The 19682-nt window shown below is 58.4% G+C and carries 15 protein-coding genes; 1 reads left to right on the top strand and 14 read right to left on the bottom strand.

From position 1 onward, the window contains the following. Positions 1-235: 235 nt before the first annotated feature. Positions 236-1909, bottom strand: coding sequence for a cytochrome c oxidase subunit I (gene ctaD / locus Q1B27_RS05430; protein ID WP_299844696.1), 1674 nt, complete (start codon positions 1907-1909; stop codon positions 236-238). 355 nt (positions 1910-2264) lie between these two features. On the opposite strand from ctaD, the gene Q1B27_RS05425 reads away from it, so the two are divergent. Further along, entirely contained in the window at positions 2265-2624 is a 360-nt protein-coding gene (locus tag Q1B27_RS05425) for a hypothetical protein (protein WP_299844693.1), read from the top strand. A gap of 282 nt (positions 2625-2906) precedes the next feature. Here Q1B27_RS05425 and Q1B27_RS05420 read toward each other — a convergent pair whose 3' ends face one another. From Q1B27_RS05420 to Q1B27_RS05360, 13 genes are all read right to left on the bottom strand, one after another. Then, positions 2907-3944, bottom strand: a complete 1038-nt coding sequence (locus tag Q1B27_RS05420; RefSeq protein WP_299844690.1) for an extracellular solute-binding protein — start codon at positions 3942-3944, stop codon at positions 2907-2909. A 319-nt stretch (positions 3945-4263) separates the two neighbouring features. After that, positions 4264-5073: an ABC transporter permease gene (locus Q1B27_RS05415; RefSeq protein ID WP_299844686.1), complete on the bottom strand. Its 810-nt coding sequence runs from the start codon at positions 5071-5073 to the stop codon at positions 4264-4266. After that, positions 5073-6002 carry an ABC transporter permease gene (locus Q1B27_RS05410; RefSeq protein ID WP_299844683.1) on the bottom strand — a complete coding sequence of 310 codons (930 nt, stop codon included), beginning with the start codon at positions 6000-6002 and terminating at the stop codon, positions 5073-5075. The genes Q1B27_RS05415 and Q1B27_RS05410 overlap by 1 nt, the downstream gene beginning before the upstream one ends. Continuing rightward, positions 6002-7093 (bottom strand): ABC transporter ATP-binding protein, encoded by a 1092-nt coding sequence (locus tag Q1B27_RS05405; protein ID WP_299844680.1) that lies wholly within the window; start codon positions 7091-7093, stop codon positions 6002-6004. Before Q1B27_RS05405 ends, Q1B27_RS05410 begins: the two co-directional genes overlap by 1 nt. Positions 7094-7244: 151 nt before the next feature. Further along, entirely contained in the window at positions 7245-9314 is a 2070-nt protein-coding gene (locus tag Q1B27_RS05400; RefSeq protein ID WP_299844676.1) for an NAD(P)-binding protein, read from the bottom strand. Between the two features lie 118 nt (positions 9315-9432). Further along, positions 9433-10380, bottom strand: a complete 948-nt coding sequence (locus tag Q1B27_RS05395; RefSeq protein WP_299844673.1) for a LysR family transcriptional regulator — start codon at positions 10378-10380, stop codon at positions 9433-9435. A gap of 32 nt (positions 10381-10412) precedes the next feature. Beyond that, complete coding sequence (locus Q1B27_RS05390) at positions 10413-11909, bottom strand: aldehyde dehydrogenase (protein WP_299844670.1); 1497 nt, start codon at positions 11907-11909, stop codon at positions 10413-10415. 16 nt (positions 11910-11925) lie between these two features. Continuing rightward, entirely contained in the window at positions 11926-12600 is a 675-nt protein-coding gene (locus Q1B27_RS05385) for a DUF1028 domain-containing protein (protein ID WP_299844667.1), read from the bottom strand. Positions 12601-12606: 6 nt separating this feature from the next. Then, positions 12607-13023 carry a RidA family protein gene (locus Q1B27_RS05380; protein WP_299844665.1) on the bottom strand — a complete coding sequence of 139 codons (417 nt, stop codon included), beginning with the start codon at positions 13021-13023 and terminating at the stop codon, positions 12607-12609. A gap of 13 nt (positions 13024-13036) precedes the next feature. After that, positions 13037-14311, bottom strand: coding sequence for an NAD(P)/FAD-dependent oxidoreductase (locus Q1B27_RS05375; RefSeq protein ID WP_299844663.1), 1275 nt, complete (start codon positions 14309-14311; stop codon positions 13037-13039). Positions 14312-14616: 305 nt separating this feature from the next. Then, positions 14617-16026, bottom strand: a complete 1410-nt coding sequence (rimK, locus tag Q1B27_RS05370) for a 30S ribosomal protein S6--L-glutamate ligase (RefSeq protein WP_299844660.1) — start codon at positions 16024-16026, stop codon at positions 14617-14619. Between the two features lie 77 nt (positions 16027-16103). After that, positions 16104-17783, bottom strand: coding sequence for a pentapeptide repeat-containing protein (locus tag Q1B27_RS05365; protein WP_299844657.1), 1680 nt, complete (start codon positions 17781-17783; stop codon positions 16104-16106). Continuing rightward, entirely contained in the window at positions 17776-19413 is a 1638-nt protein-coding gene (locus tag Q1B27_RS05360; protein WP_299844654.1) for a pentapeptide repeat-containing protein, read from the bottom strand. The genes Q1B27_RS05365 and Q1B27_RS05360 overlap by 8 nt, the downstream gene beginning before the upstream one ends. Positions 19414-19682 lie beyond the last annotated feature (269 nt).

Genomic DNA, 19682 nt, shown 5'->3' with positions numbered 1-19682 from the left:
GCTTGTGTCAAATAAATTTCGCGCAGTTGGTAGGATAGTCCAACGTAATACGAAGACTTCGCTTGTAGCGCGCGCGAATTCGACGGGCGTGTCGCTTTTGGCTTATGACGTCCTGAAGAACGGCATTAATTCCGCCTGCACCGGGACCACATTCGGATCAGATCCGACAGAAATTGGCATGAAAAAAGCCCCCGGTGGTGATACCGAGGGCTTTTCGTTTTCATGAGACCTTTGCCTAGTGGGCGTGGCCCTTGTCCCATTCTTCCTGCTTGGGCAGGATTTCGAACGTGTGTTCGGGCGGGGGCGAGGGCAGGGTCCATTCCAGCGTGTCTGCGTATTCGTTCCACGGGTTGTTCTCGGTTACGCGTGCTCCACGCAGCAGCGTGTAGGCGACGATTCCGAAGAAGAACACGAAGGACGCGAAGCTGAGGAAGGCGCCGATCGACGACCACCAGTTCCAGGGCGCGAAGGCCTCGGGGTAGTCGATGTAGCGGCGCGGCATGCCCTGACGTCCCAGGAAGTGCTGTGGGAAGAAGGTCAGGTTCGCACCGATGAACATCGCCCAGAAATGCATCTTACCAGCCCATTCGGGATACATCCGTCCGGTCATCTTGGGAAAGTAGAAATACATGCCCGCGAAGATGGCGAAGACGGCCCCCAGGCTCATCACATAGTGGAAATGCGCCACGACGTAGTAGGTGTCGTGATAGGCGCGGTCGATACCGGCCTGCGACAGAACGATGCCGGTTACGCCGCCCACGGTGAAGAGGAAGAGGAAACCAAAGGCCCAGAGCATCGGCGTCTTGAATTCGATCGAGCCGCCCCACATGGTGGCAATCCAACTGAACACCTTCACGCCGGTGGGCACCGCGATCACCATCGTCGCCAGCATGAAGTAGCTTTGCTGGGTCAGCGACATGCCGACGGTGTACATGTGATGCGCCCAGACGACGAAGCCCAGGAAGCCGATGGCGATCAGAGCCCAGACCATCGGCAGGTAGCCGAAGACCGGTTTGCGCGAGAAAGTCGCGATCACGTGGCTGATGATGCCAAAGCCTGGAAGGATGATGATATATACCTCGGGGTGGCCGAAGAACCACAGGATGTGCTGATAGAGGATCGGGTCGCCACCGCCTGCGGGATCAAAGAAGGTGGTCCCGAAGTTGCGGTCTGTCAGCAGCATGGTGATGGCGCCCGCCAGAACCGGCAGCGACAGCAGAATCAGCCATGCAGTCACGAAGATCGACCACGAGAATAGCGGCACTTTGAAGAGTGTCATGCCCGGTGCGCGCATGTTCAGGAAGGTGGTGATCATGTTGATCGCGCCCAGGATCGAGCTGGCGCCCGACACGTGCACGGCAAAAATCGCCAGGTCCATCGACATGCCCTGTTCGGTCGTGGAAAGCGGCGGGTAGAGCACCCAGCCCACGCCCGAGCCAAGCTGTCCGTTACCACCCGGGCTGAGCAGCGAGGCGACGCCCAGCGACGTCCCGGCGACATAGAGCCAGAAGCTGAGGTTGTTCATCCGCGGGAAGGCCATATCGGGCGCGCCGATCTGCAACGGCATGAAATAGTTGCCGAAACCGCCGAAAAGCGCCGGAATCACCACGAAGAACATCATCAGGACGCCGTGATAGGTGATCATCACGTTCCAGAGATGCCCGTTTGGCGTACATTCGCCCGCGGCCGCCGCGAAGAAGCGCGCGCCTTCGAGACACATGTACTGCACGCCGGGCTCCATCAGCTCGAGGCGCATGTAAACGGTAAACGCGACCGAGATCAGACCGACAAATGCCGAAACGACCAGGTAGAGGATACCGATATCCTTGTGGTTGGTGGACATGAACCAGCGGGTAAAGAACCCACGTTCGTCATGATGATCGTGGCCGTGAATGGCTGCATCTGCCATTGGTGCCTCCTGCTGACTTAATATTTGCGAGGCGCGCAACATTCTTTCACACGCCCGTGATCCCTTTTGGTTTTAGAACGAGGAGGGGGGCGGGGCAATGTCAGAATTTGACGCAGATCAATTATTTTGTCGCACCCGGGACGGGAATGCGGGTGAATGCTCGGATTAGGGTCTCGGATTACCGGAGCCGGACCGATGATCCGTGGTCGCTGCGTTGGCTGAGTGGCGCATCACGTAGCCGTGATTGACAAGGTAGTCGGGAACCTTTCCCGGGCGACAATGTTTTCCCAGTCAGGGCTCGGGCGATGTCAGCGTGTCGCTGATGTCCGGAGAAGCCTCTGATAGGAGAGTAAATATGAACTTTAGTAAAATCGTACTGTCACAACTGACCGCGATTGGCACCGTCGCCCTTCTGGCGCAACCGGCAGCGGCAATGACCTGCGCTGACTTTCAGGCTTTGGATGAGGAAGGACAGATGCAGGCCGTGAACGACATGGCAAACGAGGCCGGAGCCGCTGTGCGCGAAGACACCCCACTTGAGGAAGATGCCAGCAGTGACGGCACGGTTCAGGTCGAAACCGACGAGGTGACGAATGTCGATGCCCCGCGCGGCGATGAATTCACCGAAACGGTTACAGTCATTCGGGAAGAATGCGAAAACGACCCGAATTACGACATGAAGACCGTGAACTTCGAAGCACCGAAAGAGAAGTGATAACGGGAGTGTGGTAAGGGGTGCGCCGATCGCAGAACCTCCTGTGGTCGGTTTTTCCGTCCGGTGCGAAGGGCAACCCGCCCGGGTGCCGCCGGGCCGATTTTTCGGCGCTATCACTTGAAAACCGTTGATTTCTGGCAGGTGAAATCGGCTCTGGACGGAATCCATGGCAAGGGAACGGAGCTTGATGAGAGCAGCTGGCAGGTCTGCGGCACTAGCCGCATAGTCCGGCTTCCGGGGCATTTTGCAACGCCCCGGAACATTGTTGAGGTGATCAGCCCCTCATTTTTTCAGGTTGGTCCAGATCGTGTCGTAGACGGCCTGGGTTTCCTGATCGCAGACTTCGATGAACACGCCGGTACCTGCATCGGCGGGCGGGTTCGATTCCGGCAGTTTTGCCAAAGCCGGGTCAAGATGATCGGACACGCCCTTCACCCCCGCGCCATAGCGCGCATAGTTCGACACGGCGGCGATGTTTTCAGGTTCCAGCAGGAAATCCATGAATTTGAGGGCGTTGTCGCGGTTTGGCGCGTCCTTGAGCAGGACGACATTGTCCATCCAGACCACGTAACCCTGTGCCGGAAAGGCGTATTCCAGGTTCGCGCCTTCCTCACGCGCCTTGGCGCCGAAACCGTCATAGATCTGGCCCACGGCGGCATCGCCCGAGACCAGCACTTCCTTGGCCGTGTCGGAGTTGAAGGAGGCCCAGTGGCCCTTGGCGTCCTGCAACATCGCGTTCAGTGCCTTGAGCTGTTCGCGGTCGGTCGAGCATTGCGGAATGCCCATATGCAGCGAGGCCATGGCCAGCACCTCACCCTGACTGTCGAGCATGTTGATCTTGCCCGAAAGCTCGGAGGGGGGATTGAACAGGATATCGGTGGTGTTGATGTCGCCATCATAGACATCGCGGTTCACCGAAAAGCTGGTCGAACCCCACTGATAGGGGATCGAATGTTTGCGACCCGGATCAAAGCTGGGATCGGCCCATTCATCGGCGATATTGCCCTTGTTGGCCAGTTCGCCCTCGGCAATCGTATCCAGCAGGCCCTGATTGGCCATGATCGACACCATGTAATCGCCCGGTACGGCCACGTCATAGGTGCCGATGGCACCGGCCTTGAGCGAGGCCAGCAGTGCCTCGTTGGAATCGTAAGTGTCCATGACAACCTCGACCCCGTGTTCTTCGGCAAACTTGTCCAGCAATTCCTGCGGGATGTATTCGAACCAGTGATAGATCACCAGTTTGCCGTCGGCGCTGGCGGCATTGGCGGCCAGTGCAAGCGCGATGGCCGTCGCCCCCAGTTTAGCAATCGATTTCATTTGCGTTCTCCTCTGTTGGTTTTTTTGAGTTATGCCAGTGGCATTGGAAGGTAAGGTGGACCTGAAACACCGTCCTGATCAAGGTTGTGAGCCCATGTGCTGTCGGAATGCACCGCTGCCGCAGTATTACCTGACGCTCCACAATCGCCAATGCGCGAGATCAATCTGATGCCCGCGTCCAGAAACTCGGTTGCGTATTTGTATCTGGCGCATTGTCCTAAATGACCGCGCAAAGGGGTATCTGAAAGAACCTGTTTTTGGGGTGTGACAGGTTCAATGTTCACGGGCTCGAAGAGAATGTCGCAAGGCGGATGCCGTGTCATTTGGTATTGTCCGATTTGCTGACGAAGTATGAGATCGTGACCATGATGATCGACACCGCCAGCAGCATGGTCGAAATGGCCATGATATTGGGTTTTATCCCTTGCTTGACCGATCCGAAGATCGCGGTGGGCAGGGTTTCGACGCCCGCACCCTTGACGAAGTTGGTGATGATGAAATCGTCAAGCGAGATGATGAAGGCCAGGATATAGCCCGAGATGATGCCCGGCAGCATCAGCGGCATCAGGATCTTGGTGAAGGCCTGCCGCTTGGTGGCATAAAGGTCCATTGCCGCCTGTTCATAGCTGTCCTCGATCCCCTGCATCCGGGCCGAGATCGGCATGTAGGCAAACGGGATGCAAAAGGCGATATGAGCCATGAGGATGGTCAGGTAGCCGCGAGTGAAGCCGATGGAGTTGAAAAAGATCAGCGTGGCGACGGCGGTCACGATCTCGGGCACCATGAGGGGCAGGGAGATCAGGCCGAAGGACACGGTGCGTAGTCTGAACCGCCCCCCGCGCACCATTGCCGTGGCTGCCAGTGTGGCAATGGTGGTCGACACGGTGGCAGCGATGATGGCAATGGTGAAACTGTTCCAGGCGGCGATCTTGAATTTTTCGGATTCAGGCCCGGTGAACACATCCGCGTACCAGCGAAAGCTGATGCCTTCCCAATTGGTGATCGAGTTGCTGTCATTGAGCGAGTAGATCGTCACCACCACCAGTGGCGCATAGAGGATCACCAGACACAGGATTGTCATTGGCAGGAAACCGGGGAAGGATTTGATGTCGTTTTTTCCGCGTGCCATCAGCCTGTCCCCTTTTCCGCTTTGGCCTGTTGCCGGGCAAAGATCAGCAGGATGATCAGCACCATCGTCAGCAGGATCATTGATGCGGCCGCACCGAAGGGCCAGTTCCCGGCATTGCCCTTGAACTGCTCTTCGATCAGCGATCCGATCATGAAGTTCTTGGCCCCGCCCAGCAGGTCCGGCGCCAGGAACGAACCCAGTGAAGGCACGAAGACCAGAATACAGCCGGCAATCACGCCGGGCTTGACCGCGGGCAGCAGGATGCGTCGAAGCGTGACCCATTTGCTGGCGTAAAGATCGGCAGCAGCCTCGGAAAGGTTGAAATTATATCGCTCGACCGATGCATAGATCGGCAGCACCATGAAGGGCAGGTAGGAGTAGAACAGGCCAAGCTGCACCGCAAAATTGGTGTTCACGATGTGGATCGGCGTGTCGATCAGCCCGGTCGAGATCAGGAAATCGTTGAGCGGACCCTGATCGCGCAGCATGAATTTCATGCTGACGGTGCGAATGAGCAGGTTGACCCAATAGGGGATGGTGATCAGGAACACCCAGATCGGGCGCACCTTTTCGGGCCGGGTGGCGATGAAATAGGCGGTGGGAAAGCCGATCACCAGGCTTAGCAACGTGGCCGCACCGGCCTGCCAGATCGAGCGCCAGAAGATGTTGATATAGGTCCATTCAATGCTACAGGGTTCATCCCCGAACAGCCCACGATTGCAGAAGAACTGATCATAGGCTGCAAAGCTGAAGTCCCAGATCACGCCGCCGCGAAATTCCTTGGTCAGGAAAGAATAGACCAGCATCATCAACACCGGTGCCAGCACGAATATGCCCAGCACGGCCCAGGCCGGAAGCAACAGCCAGGTGCGTGCCTCGGCGTAGGTGTCGGATTTGGCGCTGCCGCCGCTTGCCGCCCCCGCTGCCATCAGTCAACCAGGAGGCGGGCGGCCTCCTGCTCCATGTTGACATAGGCCTGTGCACCGGGTTCGAAAATGCGTTTGTTGCCGCGATCGGAATTCGACGTGCGCACGATCATTTGCGGCCCGTCGGCCAGGTCGATGATGGTCTGGATATCGGTGCCGACGAAGATGTTGTCGCGGACCTGCCCCTTGAGGCTTTCGGATTCGGTAGGTTCATCCGATAGGAACAGGCGTTCGGGACGCACCGACATATGCACCTTGGATCCGACGCCGACGCCCGGCACCTCATTGCAGGTCAGTTCATGCCCGCCGCCCAGATGGCAGATGGCGCGGCCATCCGCGATCTTGTCGACGGAAACTTCGAGCAGGTTGGTTTCACCGATGAAATCGGCCACGAACATGTTGTGAGGCCGTTCATAGATTTCCTTGGCCTCGCCCAGTTGCTGCAATTTGCCCGCCGACATCACCGCAATCCGGTCCGACATGGTCAGTGCCTCTTCCTGATCGTGTGTGACGAAGATGAAGGTGATGCCGGTCTCGCGCTGCAACTCTTTCAGTTCGAACCGCATTGCCTGGCGCAGTTTCAGATCGAGCGCCGAGAGGGGTTCATCCAGCAAAAGTACCTTGGGCTGTGGCGCCAGCGCACGGGCCAGAGCCACACGCTGTTGCTGACCACCGGAGAGCTGGGCGGGTTTACGGTCTGCAAATTGCGAGAGCTGCACCAGTTCAAGCATTTCGCCCGCGCGCTGGCGGGCCTCGGATTTGGATTTGCCACGCATCTCAAGACCAAAGCCCACGTTTTCAGTGACCGTCATGTGCGGAAAGAGCGCATAGTTCTGGAACACCGTGTTGACCGGGCGTTTGTTGGGCGGCAGTTTCTCGATCTCGTCGCCAAAGAGGAAAATCGCCCCTTCGGTGACATCCTCGAACCCGGCGATCATCCTGAGCAGGGTGGTCTTGCCGCAGCCCGAGGGGCCAAGCAGGGTGAAGAATTCATTGTCGTAGATCGACAGCGAAATTCGTTGAAGTGCGGTGAAATCGCCATAGCGTTTGACCGCATCCCGCACGTCGACGGCGATGGTATCCTTGTCCGACATGTCCTCTCCCGCTGTTTTTTGTCCCTTGGATGAACGATACTGCCTGTACCTGTCTAAGCTAAGAAATGAGTCCCTTAGCGAACATTAGGTTCAGACTAATCTATTATGGGTAGTGCGAAGCAATAGCTGAACCCAGGTATTTCGAGACATCTCAATCCACTGCCAGTTCGGTGATTTCGCGGCGGAAGGGCAGATCGTCCCCGATATCGGCACCGTCGAGTTCGCGGGCATAGCGGTGGCCGGCATAGGTGGACCAGGCAATCGGCCCCGGGGCCTCGGCGTCGCCAAAGATCTTGACGGATTTGATACCCGCATCGGCCCAATCGGCCTGACATGCGGTCAGATCGGTGTAGATCGTGTCATTGCAGGTGCGCGAGGCAACCATGACAACCGCATCGGCGGCATAGGTCTGGGTGCGACCCGTGTAGATGCAATTGCTGACCACGTGATCGGCGGCAATCTGGGAAACGCCGCGGTTTAAAACGATCTCAACCCCCATTTCGACCAGTCGGGCGTGGATGGAGCCCTGTTCCAGCGTGTTATTCGTCCAGTCCGAGACATAAGCCGAGGGCGTGATCAGGGTGACATTGGCGCCGTTTTTTACCAATAGCTCGGCAAGAACGCCGCCCATGTAATAGTGGTCGTCATCGTAGAGCACGATATTGCCGCCGGGCACAGTGCCGTCCATCAGGTCATCGGGTGTATAGATCTTGGCCCCTTCGGCGATTGGCATCGGCACCACGTGCTGGCGTGAGACGCCATCGCGCCGCCAGATGGCGCCGGTGGCGATGGCCACATTTTCAAAGCCGAATTCAAGAATGCTGTCGGCATCCAGCGCGCTGTCGAAATAGATCTCGACATTGGGGCGCTGTTGCAACTGGTATTCACGATAATCCGCAACGCGGCCCCAGGCCGATAATCCGGGCAGTTGCCGTTCGCGTGTCACCCGCCCACCGATTTCGGTTTTTGCCTCGGCAATCGCCACGTCATAGCCGCGACGACAGAGCGCCCAGGCGGCCTCAAGCCCGGCCGGGCCGGAGCCAACCACCAGCACGTTGTTGCTGTCGCCCTTGGTATTCATCTTCTCGGGGTGCCAGCCCTTGCGCCATTCCTCCATGAAAGTCGGATTCTGGGTGCAGCGGCTGATTGACATGGTCATGTCGCCGGTGATGCAGATGTTGCAGCCGATACATTCGCGGATATCCTCGATCCGGCCTTCCTCGATCTTCTTTGGCAGGAAAGGGTCGGCAATCGACGACCGGGCACAGCCAATGAAGTCCAGCACGCCGGATTTGACCTGTTTGACCATCACATCGGGCGAGGTGAAGCGGCCAACACCGACGATGGGCTTGTCGGTCAGTTCGTGAATGCCCTTGACCAGTTCGTGCTGTGCGGCCTCTTCCTTGAAACGGCTCGGACCCGAGCAATCCTCCCAGGTGCCTTGTGCCAGATCCCAGAGATCGGGCAGATCCTTGTTCATCTCGACAAAATCACGGACCTCGGCATTGGAAAAACCCAGGTCGCCGATGGTTTCATCCAGGCTTACGCGCAGGGTCAGGGCCATCGTATCGCCGACCGCATCGCGCATATCGGCCACGACCTCGCGCGCGAAGCGAGAGCGGTTTTCCAACGATCCACCGTATTCGTCGCTGCGCTGATTGGTGGCGCGGCTGAGGAAGTGCTGGAAGATGCCAAAGCCATGGGCGCCGTAAAGGCAGATCAGGTCGAAGCCGGCCTCTTTCGAGCGTTTGGCGGCGTTGACGAACCAGCGGCGCAGATCCCTGATCTCAGATTTCGATAGCGCGCGCGCCTGCACCGGATCATTGGTAAAGGTACGGATCGGCAGGGCCGACGGGGCGAGCGGCACTTCTTTGGTGTAAAGGTTCGGCCCGTTGATGCCGGAATAGGCCAGTTGGATGCCTGCCAACGCGCCATGTTCCTTCATTTTCTCGGACATCTTGCGCAATTGCGGGATGTCCTTGTCTTCCCACAGGCGGAGTTCGATGAAGGGCGTGATTTCGGAAGTGTGGTGCATCTCGCATTGTTCGGTGAAGATCACCCCCCAGCCGCCTTCGGCCTTGATCCCGCGCATGGCGGCGGCTGCTGACGGGTCGCGGTACCCACCGCCATTGCAATGCGGCACCTGATAGAACCGATTTTTTGCGGTGACAGGGCCAATCTGCACCTGATCGAACAAAATATCATAACGTGGGTCGCGCAAGTTCAGCTCCCTTCCCGAGTTTTGTTTTGACACTAGGGTTCCAGATTTGAACCGGTCAATAAAGTCGGCACTGCGGAAGCTTGGGTTAGGGTGGGTCTAAGCAATGCTCGGGTCGGCATTAGCAGGATCCTACGGAGGCCCTTAACTTGATGCCGGACACGGTCTCGCCCGAGATGGTTTCACGGCAGAGTTCGATAAAGGCCTGCACTGTCAGTACATTTTGCGCGCCCTGCGAGGTCACCAACCCCATGCGCAAGGGGCGCAATTTGTCTGAGAGCGGGACGTATTTCAGCTTGCGGCCATCCGGGGCCATGTCGGAATTGAGCCGGATGTTAAGCAGGGAATAGCCGAAATCATTCGCAACAAGGCTGCGCAGAACAGCAAGATCGCGCGACCGCTCGGCGATGATGGGTTTGGTTCCGAGCTGCGCAAAGAGCGATTGGAAATACTCGGCACTCAGCGGCAGGTCGAGCAGCACCATCGGATGTTCCTGAAGGTCGGATATCGAAACAGTTGCGCGCTGCGCGAGCGGGTGGTTTTCGGAAAAGAGCGCATAGGGCGGCAGTTCGGCCAGCGGCAGGAATGTCAGATCGGTCGGGATATCAAGATCATAGGTCAGGGCGACGTCGATGTCGGCGCGGCGCAGCATCTCGATCAGGGTGGATTGGTCGCGTTCCACCTGGGTGACGCTGACATCGGGGTAGCGGGTTTCAAACGCGCGCCTGAGCCCGGGCACGACCATCTGGGCAAAGGTCAGCAGACAGCCCACGGCCAGCGGCCCCTGAACGAAGCCCGAGATATTATCGGCCAGCCGGTTGAGCGCCTCGCTTTCTTGCAGAACGATCTTGGCCTGAACCATGAATTGCCGCCCGGCCTGGGTCAGTGACAGGCCGTGGGCATGTTTGCGGACAAAGAGTTGAAGGCCGAATTCCTGTTCGAGTTGCGATATCGCGGCGGAAATCGACGGTGAGGAGACATTCACCATTTCTGAGGCCAGCGCGATTGATCCTGCCTCTCCCACGGCAACAAAATATTCCAGCTGTCGAAGTGTGAAACGCAAAGGCATGACCTGACTATGCCTTTGCTAACGTTTGGATATCAAGCCTGATACTTGATCCAGGTGGTTTTGAGGGCGGTATATTTGTCAAGGCTGTGCAGCGACAAATCGCGCCCGAAACCCGATTGCTTCATCCCGCCAAAGGGCGTCTGGGCCGACAAGGCGTCGACGGTGTTGACCGATACGGTCCCGGCATGCAGCGCGTCCGATACCCGGTGCGCCCGGTTGAGGTTATCGGTCCAGACCGACGCGGCTAGGCCATAGATGCTGTCATTGGCCATCCGCACGGCATCCTCTTCTGTGTCAAAGGGGATGATCGACAGGACGGGGCCGAAAATCTCATCGCGGGCCAGCGGGTTGTCATGGCTGACGTCATCAAAGACCGTCGGTTGCACGAAACAGCCCTTACCATCCACGGTCACCCGGTCACCACCAGCCACCAGATTGGCCGATTTCCTGCCAGCCTCCACATGGCACATGATGCCTGCTGTCTGAGCCTCATCCACGATGGCCCCCATTTTCGAGTCCGGATCAAGCGGATCACCGGGTTGCATGCCCTTGGCCCGCGTGATCATCCGCTCGACGAATTCGTCCTTGATGGCGCGTTCGACATACAGCCGGGAATTGGCGGAACAGACCTCGCCCTGATTGAAGAAGATGCCAAAGGCCGCCATATCCGCCGCCGCATCCAGATTTTCGCAATCGGCAAAGATCAGGTTGGGGCTTTTACCACCGGTTTCGGGCCAGACGGATTTCAGGTTCGATTGCCCCGAATATTGCATGAAAATCTTGCCCACCGCGGTTGAGCCGGTAAAGGCCAGTGTGTCCACATCCATGTGTAGCCCCAAGGCCTTGCCCGCTGTTGTGCCAAAGCCCGGCACCACGTTGAACACGCCATCGGGCAGGCCGGCTTCGGCGGCCAGCTCCGCCAGCCGCAAGGCTGACAGCGGCGATTGTTCGGCCTGTTTCAGCACCACAGAATTGCCCGCCGCAAGTGCTGCTGCCGATTTCCAGGTGGCCATGTCCAGCGGGAAATTCCATGGCGTGACCGCGCCGACTACGCCCAAGGGCACCCGCCTGACCAGCGCCAGATCACCGGGGCCCGTGGGAGCGACCTCATCATAGATCTTGTCGATGGCTTCGGCGTACCATTGGAAAAATTGGGCGGAGCCGGGCGCGTCCACCGTGACCGCATCGGTGACCAGCTTGCCCATATCGAGACTGTCGAGCAGGGCCATCTCTTCAAGGTTTTCGCGGATCAGATCGGCAAGTTTCAGAAGTACAGCCTTGCGATCGGCGGGGGCAGCGCGCGACCAACTACCAGCTTCGAACGCTTCTCGGGCTGCGGTGACGGCACGGTCCACATCTTCGGCATCGCACGATGCCACCTGAGCCAGCACGGCACTGGTTGCCGGGTTGATGCAGTCGAATGTTTCGCCTGAGGCCGCGTCGACAAACCGGCCGTCAATAAAGGCCTGATGGCGGAATTTCAGCGCGGCAGCGCGCGTTTTCCAATCTTCATGGGTATAGTCCAGCATCATTATCTCCCTGATTTCACTGGTCGCCCGGTACGCCGTAAGATGGCGCTTCACGCGGGTCGAGCGCGCGCTGGACATAGGCCTCAAGCTGCGGTTTGTAGACGTCCCAGGCGGTTGCGATGTTTTCAATCGGGCACTCATCGGACCAGTCGCAGCGCAGATCGGCCACGGGCCAGCTGACCGTATCGACGATCTTCATTCCGGCGGAATGCACCGGTCCGGCCTCGCCACCGGCGGCAAGACCCGCGCGCATTGCAGCAATCAGCCGATCCCCGATATGCCCGCTTGCCGAGAGGTAACCATCGACAATGGCCTGCGGCACCCCGTCGTTGGCCAGCAGGTTGCCCCCCGAGGCCACATCAGGCCCTTGCGCCTGTGTCCAGATGCCCAGCGAGTTGGGACCGGAATGGATTGCGGTCTGCCCGGTCTTGTCGACAACCAGCACCTGCCGGTATTCGATGAACTTGCCGCGCCTGGTGACTTCGGCAACCGCCTCAACAGCGTTCATGCCATTTTCCATCAAATCCAGTGCGAGCGGTCCGAGTGTGGGGTCGGTGATATTCTGCGACGCCACTGCCCCCACGCCCGCCCGTGCGTAGGAACAGCGCGCCGCGACGGCAGGCGAGGAAGACGAGATCGCCAGGCCGAACATCCCGGTGTCCTTGCACCGCGCAACAAGCGAGAATGTCATCGCGGACTACCCCGGAATGACGGCGGTGCCGTCGATTTCAACCAACCAGTCGGGACGTGCCAGCGCCTGCACCACCAGACCGGTCGAAACCGGGTGCACGCCTTTGATGTATTCCCCCATCGTCCGGTACACCGCCTCGCGGTGGCGCACATCGGTGATGTAGACAACGACCTTGACCAGATGCTGCATCTCGCCCCCGGCCTCCTGGATCAATTGCCGGATGTTCTGCATCACCTTATGGGTCTGTTCGACCGGATCGTGGCTGTCAATATTGACGGCATCGTCCAGGTTCTGTGGGCATTGGCCGCGCAGATAGACGGTCTTGCCACCCTGTGTCACCACCGCCTGGCACAGATCATTGTCCAGATTTTGCTCGGGGTAGGTATCGCTGGTGTTGAATTTGCGAATGCGGGTATGGGTCATCGGGCGCTCCGTTCTATGCGTCTTCGGCTTGCCGCTGGGCGGCGGCATGATATTCGAGGTATTTGCGTTGGGTGGTAATGTGGTCGGCCAGATGCTTGGCATCGTGCCAGACACCCCAAATGAAAGACGAGCCCCGGCGCGATTGCCACGGCAGCCCCAGAAAATAGATCCCCGGCTCGACCGAGACGCCACGCTGATGGAGCGGTACACCGTCTTGATCGCAGGCATCGACCTTCAACCAGCTGTAATCGCGCGCAAATCCCGTGGCCCAGAGAATCGTGGTCACACCGGCTTCTTGCAGGTTCAGGCTACTCAAGGGGTTGGTCAGGCAATCCGGGTCCGGGGCGATCTCTCGGGCCTCTGGTTCTGCCGGAAGGTCGATGCCGTTGCGGGCGACATAGGCGTCACATTCGTCCAGCATGGACAGGTAGTATTCATCCCCGGCCGCGACATTCGCTGCAAGATCAGGCGCAAAGGACAGCACGCCGTCGACATAACCCTGCGTTCGCCCGACCAGCGTCATACCGTGCGCTGCGAGGATGCGGAAATCGACGGTGTTGCCGCCATGTGCGCCGCTGACTGCGATCGTGACATGTTCAGTGCCCGGCTCCATCGCCTCGATATCCCATTTGCCCAACACGCCCAGCCACCAACAGAAATCGCGCCCGCGATAGGCGCGGGGAGGGCGGTCATGAGGTCCGACCGATAGATACACCTTGCGGCCCGCATTCATCAGCTCTTCGGCGATTTGCGCGCCAGAGGATCCGGCGCCCACGACCATCACTGCGCCTTCGGGCAACTGATCGGGGTTGCGGTAGTCAAAGGAATGGATCTGGGTGAAGGGCGCATCCTGTGGCACGACCGGCGGAATGATGGGCTTCTGAAACGCGCCAGTGGCAGAGACGATGTTTCGGGCCTCGATCACACCCTCTGATGTCTCCACCCGGAAGCCCGCGCGCCCGTCGATCCGTTCGGCGCATTTGACCTCGACCCCGCAGCGAATGGGGGCTTTGATCTTTTCTGCGTATTCCACCAGGTAATCCGCGACCATCTCCTTGGGGGCAAAGGCCTCGGGGTCGATATTGCGGAATTCCAGGCCGGGAAACCGATCATGCCAGGCCGGGCCGTTGGCAACCAATGCGTCCCATCGCCCGCTGCGCCAGCGTTCGGCGATGCGGCTTTTTTCCAGAACAAGATGCGGAATACCGGCATTGCCGAGATGTTCACTCATCGCGATGCCAGCCTGACCGCCGCCAACAACAAGCGTGTCTATTGTTTCGGTCGCCATTTCGTGCCTCTCTTTATGGTCGTCTGCAATTGAAATCGGGCGCAGCCTGTGCGTCGCCGGATGCGGATTGATCTGACGTATGCCAACACTTGGCGAACGGCGTCCGATCCTCTGCTTGAAGAAACAACGAAGAGTAGCTTCGGCGAAAGAATGGTCTTTCTTAGCTTTGGTTAGGGTATTCCTAATGCAGGTTTCGAGCACATCCTGTCGCGCCGATTCCGATGTGGGGATCGGCAAATCGGTCGGGGTTTCCAGATGATATGCTGTCTGCCGCCGTAAAGCGCTGCTGATTTATGCTTTTTGGATCAGGATTTTGCGGTGGATTTCCGGCGTCGGATCGGGGTTGGCCGGACACGGGCTTCGATCATCTCGTATAGCGCGCCGACGATGTTTTTGCCGGTGGAATTCTCAATCCCCTCGAATCCCGGTGACGAATTGACTTCAAGCACTTTCGGCCCGGCCTCTGATCGCAGCAGGTCGACGCCCGCCTTGTTCAGGTCAAAGACACGGGCGGCGCGGATAGCCGTGTCTCGTTCGGTTTTTGAGATGCGCACCGATTTGGCCGACCCGCCGCGATGCAGGTTGGAGCGGAAATCGCCCTCGGCCCCGGTACGCTTCATCGACGCCACGACCTTGCCGCCAATCACCAGGCAGCGAATGTCCTCTCCGGCGGCTTCCTTGACGAAATCCTGCACTAGGAAATTGGCCTTGAGCCCGCGGAAGGCGTCGATCACAGACTCGGCGGCTTTCCTGGTTTCGGCAAGCACCACACCCTTGCCCTGGGTCGATTCCAGCAGCTTGACGATTAGCGGCGCGGTGCCCACCAGCCCAATGATATTGCCGGTGTCGCGGGGCGAGGCGGCAAAGGCGGTGTTGGGCATACCGATCTTGGCGCGGGCCATCAACTGATGGGCATAAAGTTTGTCGCGGCTGGCCGTGATCCCGGCGCTGCCATTGACGCAATAGGTGCCGATGGTTTCGAACTGTCGGATGATCGCGGCGCCGTAGGGGGTGATCGAGGCACCGATGCGCGGGATCACGGCATCGAACCGGGGCAGGCGCTTGCCGTCATAATGCACTTCGGGGGCCAGCGCGTTGATCGCCATGTAGCACCGGGTGGTGTTGATCACCTCAACCGTATGGCCGCGTTTTTCACCCTCTTCGACAAGACGGCGGGTGGAGTAGTTATCCTCGCGGCTGAGCACGGCGATGCGCAGAGCCCGTTTTGGCGCAGCCTGACGCATCTTGGCGGTGTGGTAGACGTCATAGCTAAGCTCGGGCTGCAGGAAACGATCGGTGGCGACGATGGTGATATGATCCTTGAGCGCGCGGCGGCCCAGCAGCATGCGCGAGGTCATGTTGGCGCGGTTGGTCAGGGTAATCTCGATCGGCCAGCTCTGGCCATTGACGGAAAGGGTCGAGGAGATGACATAGCGCAACTCCTTGTCGCCATTCGAAGAGGTCACCTCGCGCCGGTCGACGATTTCGGCCGAACAGGGGATGACCAGATCATCGCGCCCGGGGATCGGGTGTACGGTAAAGCGCACCTTGGGCTTGGCGTTCGAGCCGAAGGTTTCGATGTCGAAGGCGTGCAACGCCGAGGTCCGCGCCCCGGTATCCACCTTGGCCCTCAAGGCTGGTACGCCGAGGTCAGGCAGGCCAATCCACTCCTCCCAGCCGAATTGCAGCGTAGGCTGGGGGGTGTCGTCGTTCATTGAATGTCCTCTCCGGAATGCGTGTTGATCCGCTTTTTGGCCATCATCGCGGGTGGCGGTGGAAGGTGCAAGGGCTGTCAGTCAGTGGCCCCGGGCATTGGCCCAGTTTTCCATTCGCAATCTGTAAGGTTGTACTTGGCGAGTTGTTCTTCGGTGGGCAGGGGCACGTTGCGCCATTCTAGTGGGGCTATCGTTGCCCAATTGTTGTGAGAGTTTTTTCCGGGGTTCATTTCTATCCACCAATGCCAGTAGGCGTAGAATTCCACATCACTCAAATCATCTTCGATCCATTGACACGGGTTTTGCATCTGATTTCTGAACCTTTCGGTATGCTTCACAGTGCCATCCAAAAATGTATTCCTGAAATCAGTCTGAGCGCCGAAGATCGCACGTGAGAGGTCAATATTTCTCAACGCGCCTCCACTGTTTGTGACAGCGTTTATTTCAACTTTTTTAAAATCGCTCTTGTCATCGTCTTGCCCAGTTATAAGGGAAAAGTTGAGGACTGCGTCCTCCATTCTCGCGTACTCAAGTTTTGCCCCTTTGAGTATTGCGTAGCTCAAATTCGCCCCATCCAACTGCGCATGGCGAAGGTCAATTCTATCCATCGTCGCCGCACGGAAATTTGCACGCTGCAATTTGGCCTTACGAAAGTTGGCCCTACTCAAATTCGCATTACGGAAATCGGCGCCTTCCATCTGTGCCTTACGAAACTGAACACTTTCCATATTCGCACCAAAGAAGTTTGCGCCTGAGAGGAAGGCTCCTCTTAAATCAGCTTCTCGAAAATTGGGTTTACTTCGACCGAATTTGTGCCAATCCGGGCGGCGCATGCTTTCGAGAACAGTATCGTGGCGGCTTTGCCATTCGCGTGCAAAGTCGCTCTGCCTTTCACCAAGATCGCTACATTTATTTATGTTTTGCCGATCGCACCATTCGGCGCGGTATTGTTTGCGGGCGAACTCAAACGGTTGCCAGTCTTTCGGACGTTCTACGATGGCTTCGTCGACCATGGAGAGTGTTGCGATTCTTAAGAACGCGAAGGGACTTTTTTCGTAGATGCCGGTGATACGCAGCACGGTGAGCGGCAGGATCAGGCAGGCGGCTGTGATCACCAGCGCCAGAAAGGGGACCGAGCGGTTCAGGTCAGGCGGATCCACGGGTTTTCGCAGCATGCGACGTGTGAGCATGATGTAACTGGCGGTGCCTACGCCAAGTGAGGCCAGCAGGCTAAGCGCGGCGATGCCGGTGATGAGCAGGTTTCGAGCAGGCATGGATTGCCACCACATGAACAGCAAGATCAGCAGGCCGAACAGCCATGCGAGCACGATATTGAGCAGCATGGCAGGAGTTTCCATCGCGCGTGCGGTGACGCAGAAGTCTCGTCGCTTCCGGGCGCGATAATGCAGAGCGGCGTCTGAAACGAGCCACGGGGTGATGACCTCCCCAAGCGGGTGTCCGTTGTGACGTGCATCGGCAGCTCCAAGCACGTCCCAGAGACGGATCAGGTAGAGATGAAAATAGCCGTAGATCGCGGCTGTCAGGATCGGGGCGGCCACAAAGAATAGCCTTGTGGGGACATCTACACTTACAAGCGGCAGCTTGGTGGCGCGGTCGACGCCGTAGAAGTCGATGTGTTCGACACCCATCATGGTGATACCGACGAAGACCAGGACGCCAAGCAGGACCAGCCAGGTGTTGCGGGCGTTGGTGGTCAGCGCGTTGATGCGGGCGATTTCGTCGGGGAGGTCACTCATCTGAGATCTGCATCGGGCCGGTTTGGCGGGTGCAGCCTTCGGGCGGTGGGATGGCGGTGACGTCACGCCATTCGGGCGGAGAGATATCGTGCCAGAGGTTCCTGTGCGGGCTGCCTTTCTGTTGGACCCATCCGCGCCAGCGACCGAAAAACTCCTTGTCGACGGTGATCGGGTCACGTGACCATTGGCAGGGGTATCCCATCTGCCGGTCAAACGCAGCCGGACGGATGACCGACCCATCCAGGAATGCGTTGCGAAAATCGGTTCTGGCATCGAATTTGGTTTGTCTGAACGTGACGAACCTGAACGCACCGTTGTCGTTATCGCTGCCCCGGAGATCGGTCTTGAAGAGCTTGAGACTGGATTTTGGAGTGCCGGTGATGAAGGCAGGGCCCAGGTCAGCCTCGCGCAGGTCGGCGCGGTGGAAGGTGGTGTCGTAAAACTTAGCGCCGCTGAGATCGGCGCGTTTCAGGTCGACCCGGAACAGCGTGGCCTCTTCGAGGATCGCCCATCTGAGGTCGACCCCTTCTAGAATGGCGTTGCTGAGTTGTGCTTCGGTCAGGTCGGCGGCGGCGAGGTTCATGCCGGGCAGGAAGGCGTCATGCAGGATGGCACCGCGCAGGTCCAGATTGTTCGCGATGGCCATATGGCGTTGTTCTTCGTTCATCCCGCGGTAACGCACCAGGAAGATCGGGTTGACGTCCGGTTTGGCCAGCGTGTCGATTTGCGCTTTGCGGCGAAGTCGCCATTCTTCTGTCAGCCTGCTGGCTTCGTCCGGCGTGAGCGATTTGCAATCCTGCGGTTTTTCCCGTCCGCACCATTTGGCGAGGAAGTCCTTTTGCGCCACGTCATAGGGCAGCCAGTCGGACGGCTTTTCTACCAATGCTCTGCCCGAGAGGTCGATTTCGGCAAGCTCTTCAAGCGTGCCTTCGGTGCGCAGATGGCTGAAATAGAGCAAAATGCCACACCAGATAAAGATCAGGATCGCCTGGGTCATCACCCACCAGGCCCGCGGCAGCGACGGCACGATCTTGCTGCGCATCCTGCGGAACAGCATCACGAAGCTTGCCAGCCCGACCACGCTTGAGATTGCAAAGGACAGGCTTGCGATCGCGGACATGAAGAAACTGCGGGCTGTCAGGGACTGGTTCCAGAGCAGCGCCAGAATGATAAGACCGAAAAGCCAGGCCAGCAGGAAATTGAGCAGCATGGCAGGTGTTTCCATGGCGCGCGGTGTGGTGCAGGGTTTTTCTTTTCTACGCAGCCAGCGCCGCTGAAACAAAGCGGCATCGGTTACCAGCCAGGGCGAAATGACATCGCCCAGCGGTCGGTTGTCATGTTCCGGCTCTGCCTTGCTAAGGGCGTCCCAGAGGCGCAGCAGATATAGGTGGAAATAGCCGTAGATCGCCGCGGTCAGAACTGGGGCGGCGTAGAAGAAATAGCGCGTTGGTACAGCGACATCGACAAGCGGCAATTTGGTTGCGCGATTGACGCCATAAAAATCAACATGCTTGACCCCCATGAGCGTGATGCCAACAAAGACGAGCACGCCCAACATGGCAAACCAGGTGTTGCGCGCATTGCTGGTAAGGGCATTCACGCGCTGGATTTCTGCGGGCAGGTCGCTCATTCGAAGAAAGGCCTTGTGGTATAATCAACCACAGCTTGCCCGCACTCTGTCTAAAAATCAAATATGCCAGTCATCTGGAAGTGTTATTGGCAGATAGGTAGATGCAAAATCAAAGATTGAGGGTATCGCATTGGGCCTCTGAGGCAGGCGCCGTCTGCGCTTTCGAGGCGGTATTCTCCGAGGGGAAATGATCTGCAATACGGGATGGTGCAGGCTCTTGGCTTTGAACCCCAGTTTTGAGTGCCCGCCATTCAGACCGGCAAACAACG

The sequence above is a fragment of the uncultured Roseovarius sp. genome (genome assembly GCF_947489715.1).
Taxonomy (GTDB): domain Bacteria; phylum Pseudomonadota; class Alphaproteobacteria; order Rhodobacterales; family Rhodobacteraceae; genus Roseovarius.
Note: the sequence above shows the minus strand (reverse complement) of the source record. Positions and strands in the feature narration are given on the sequence as shown.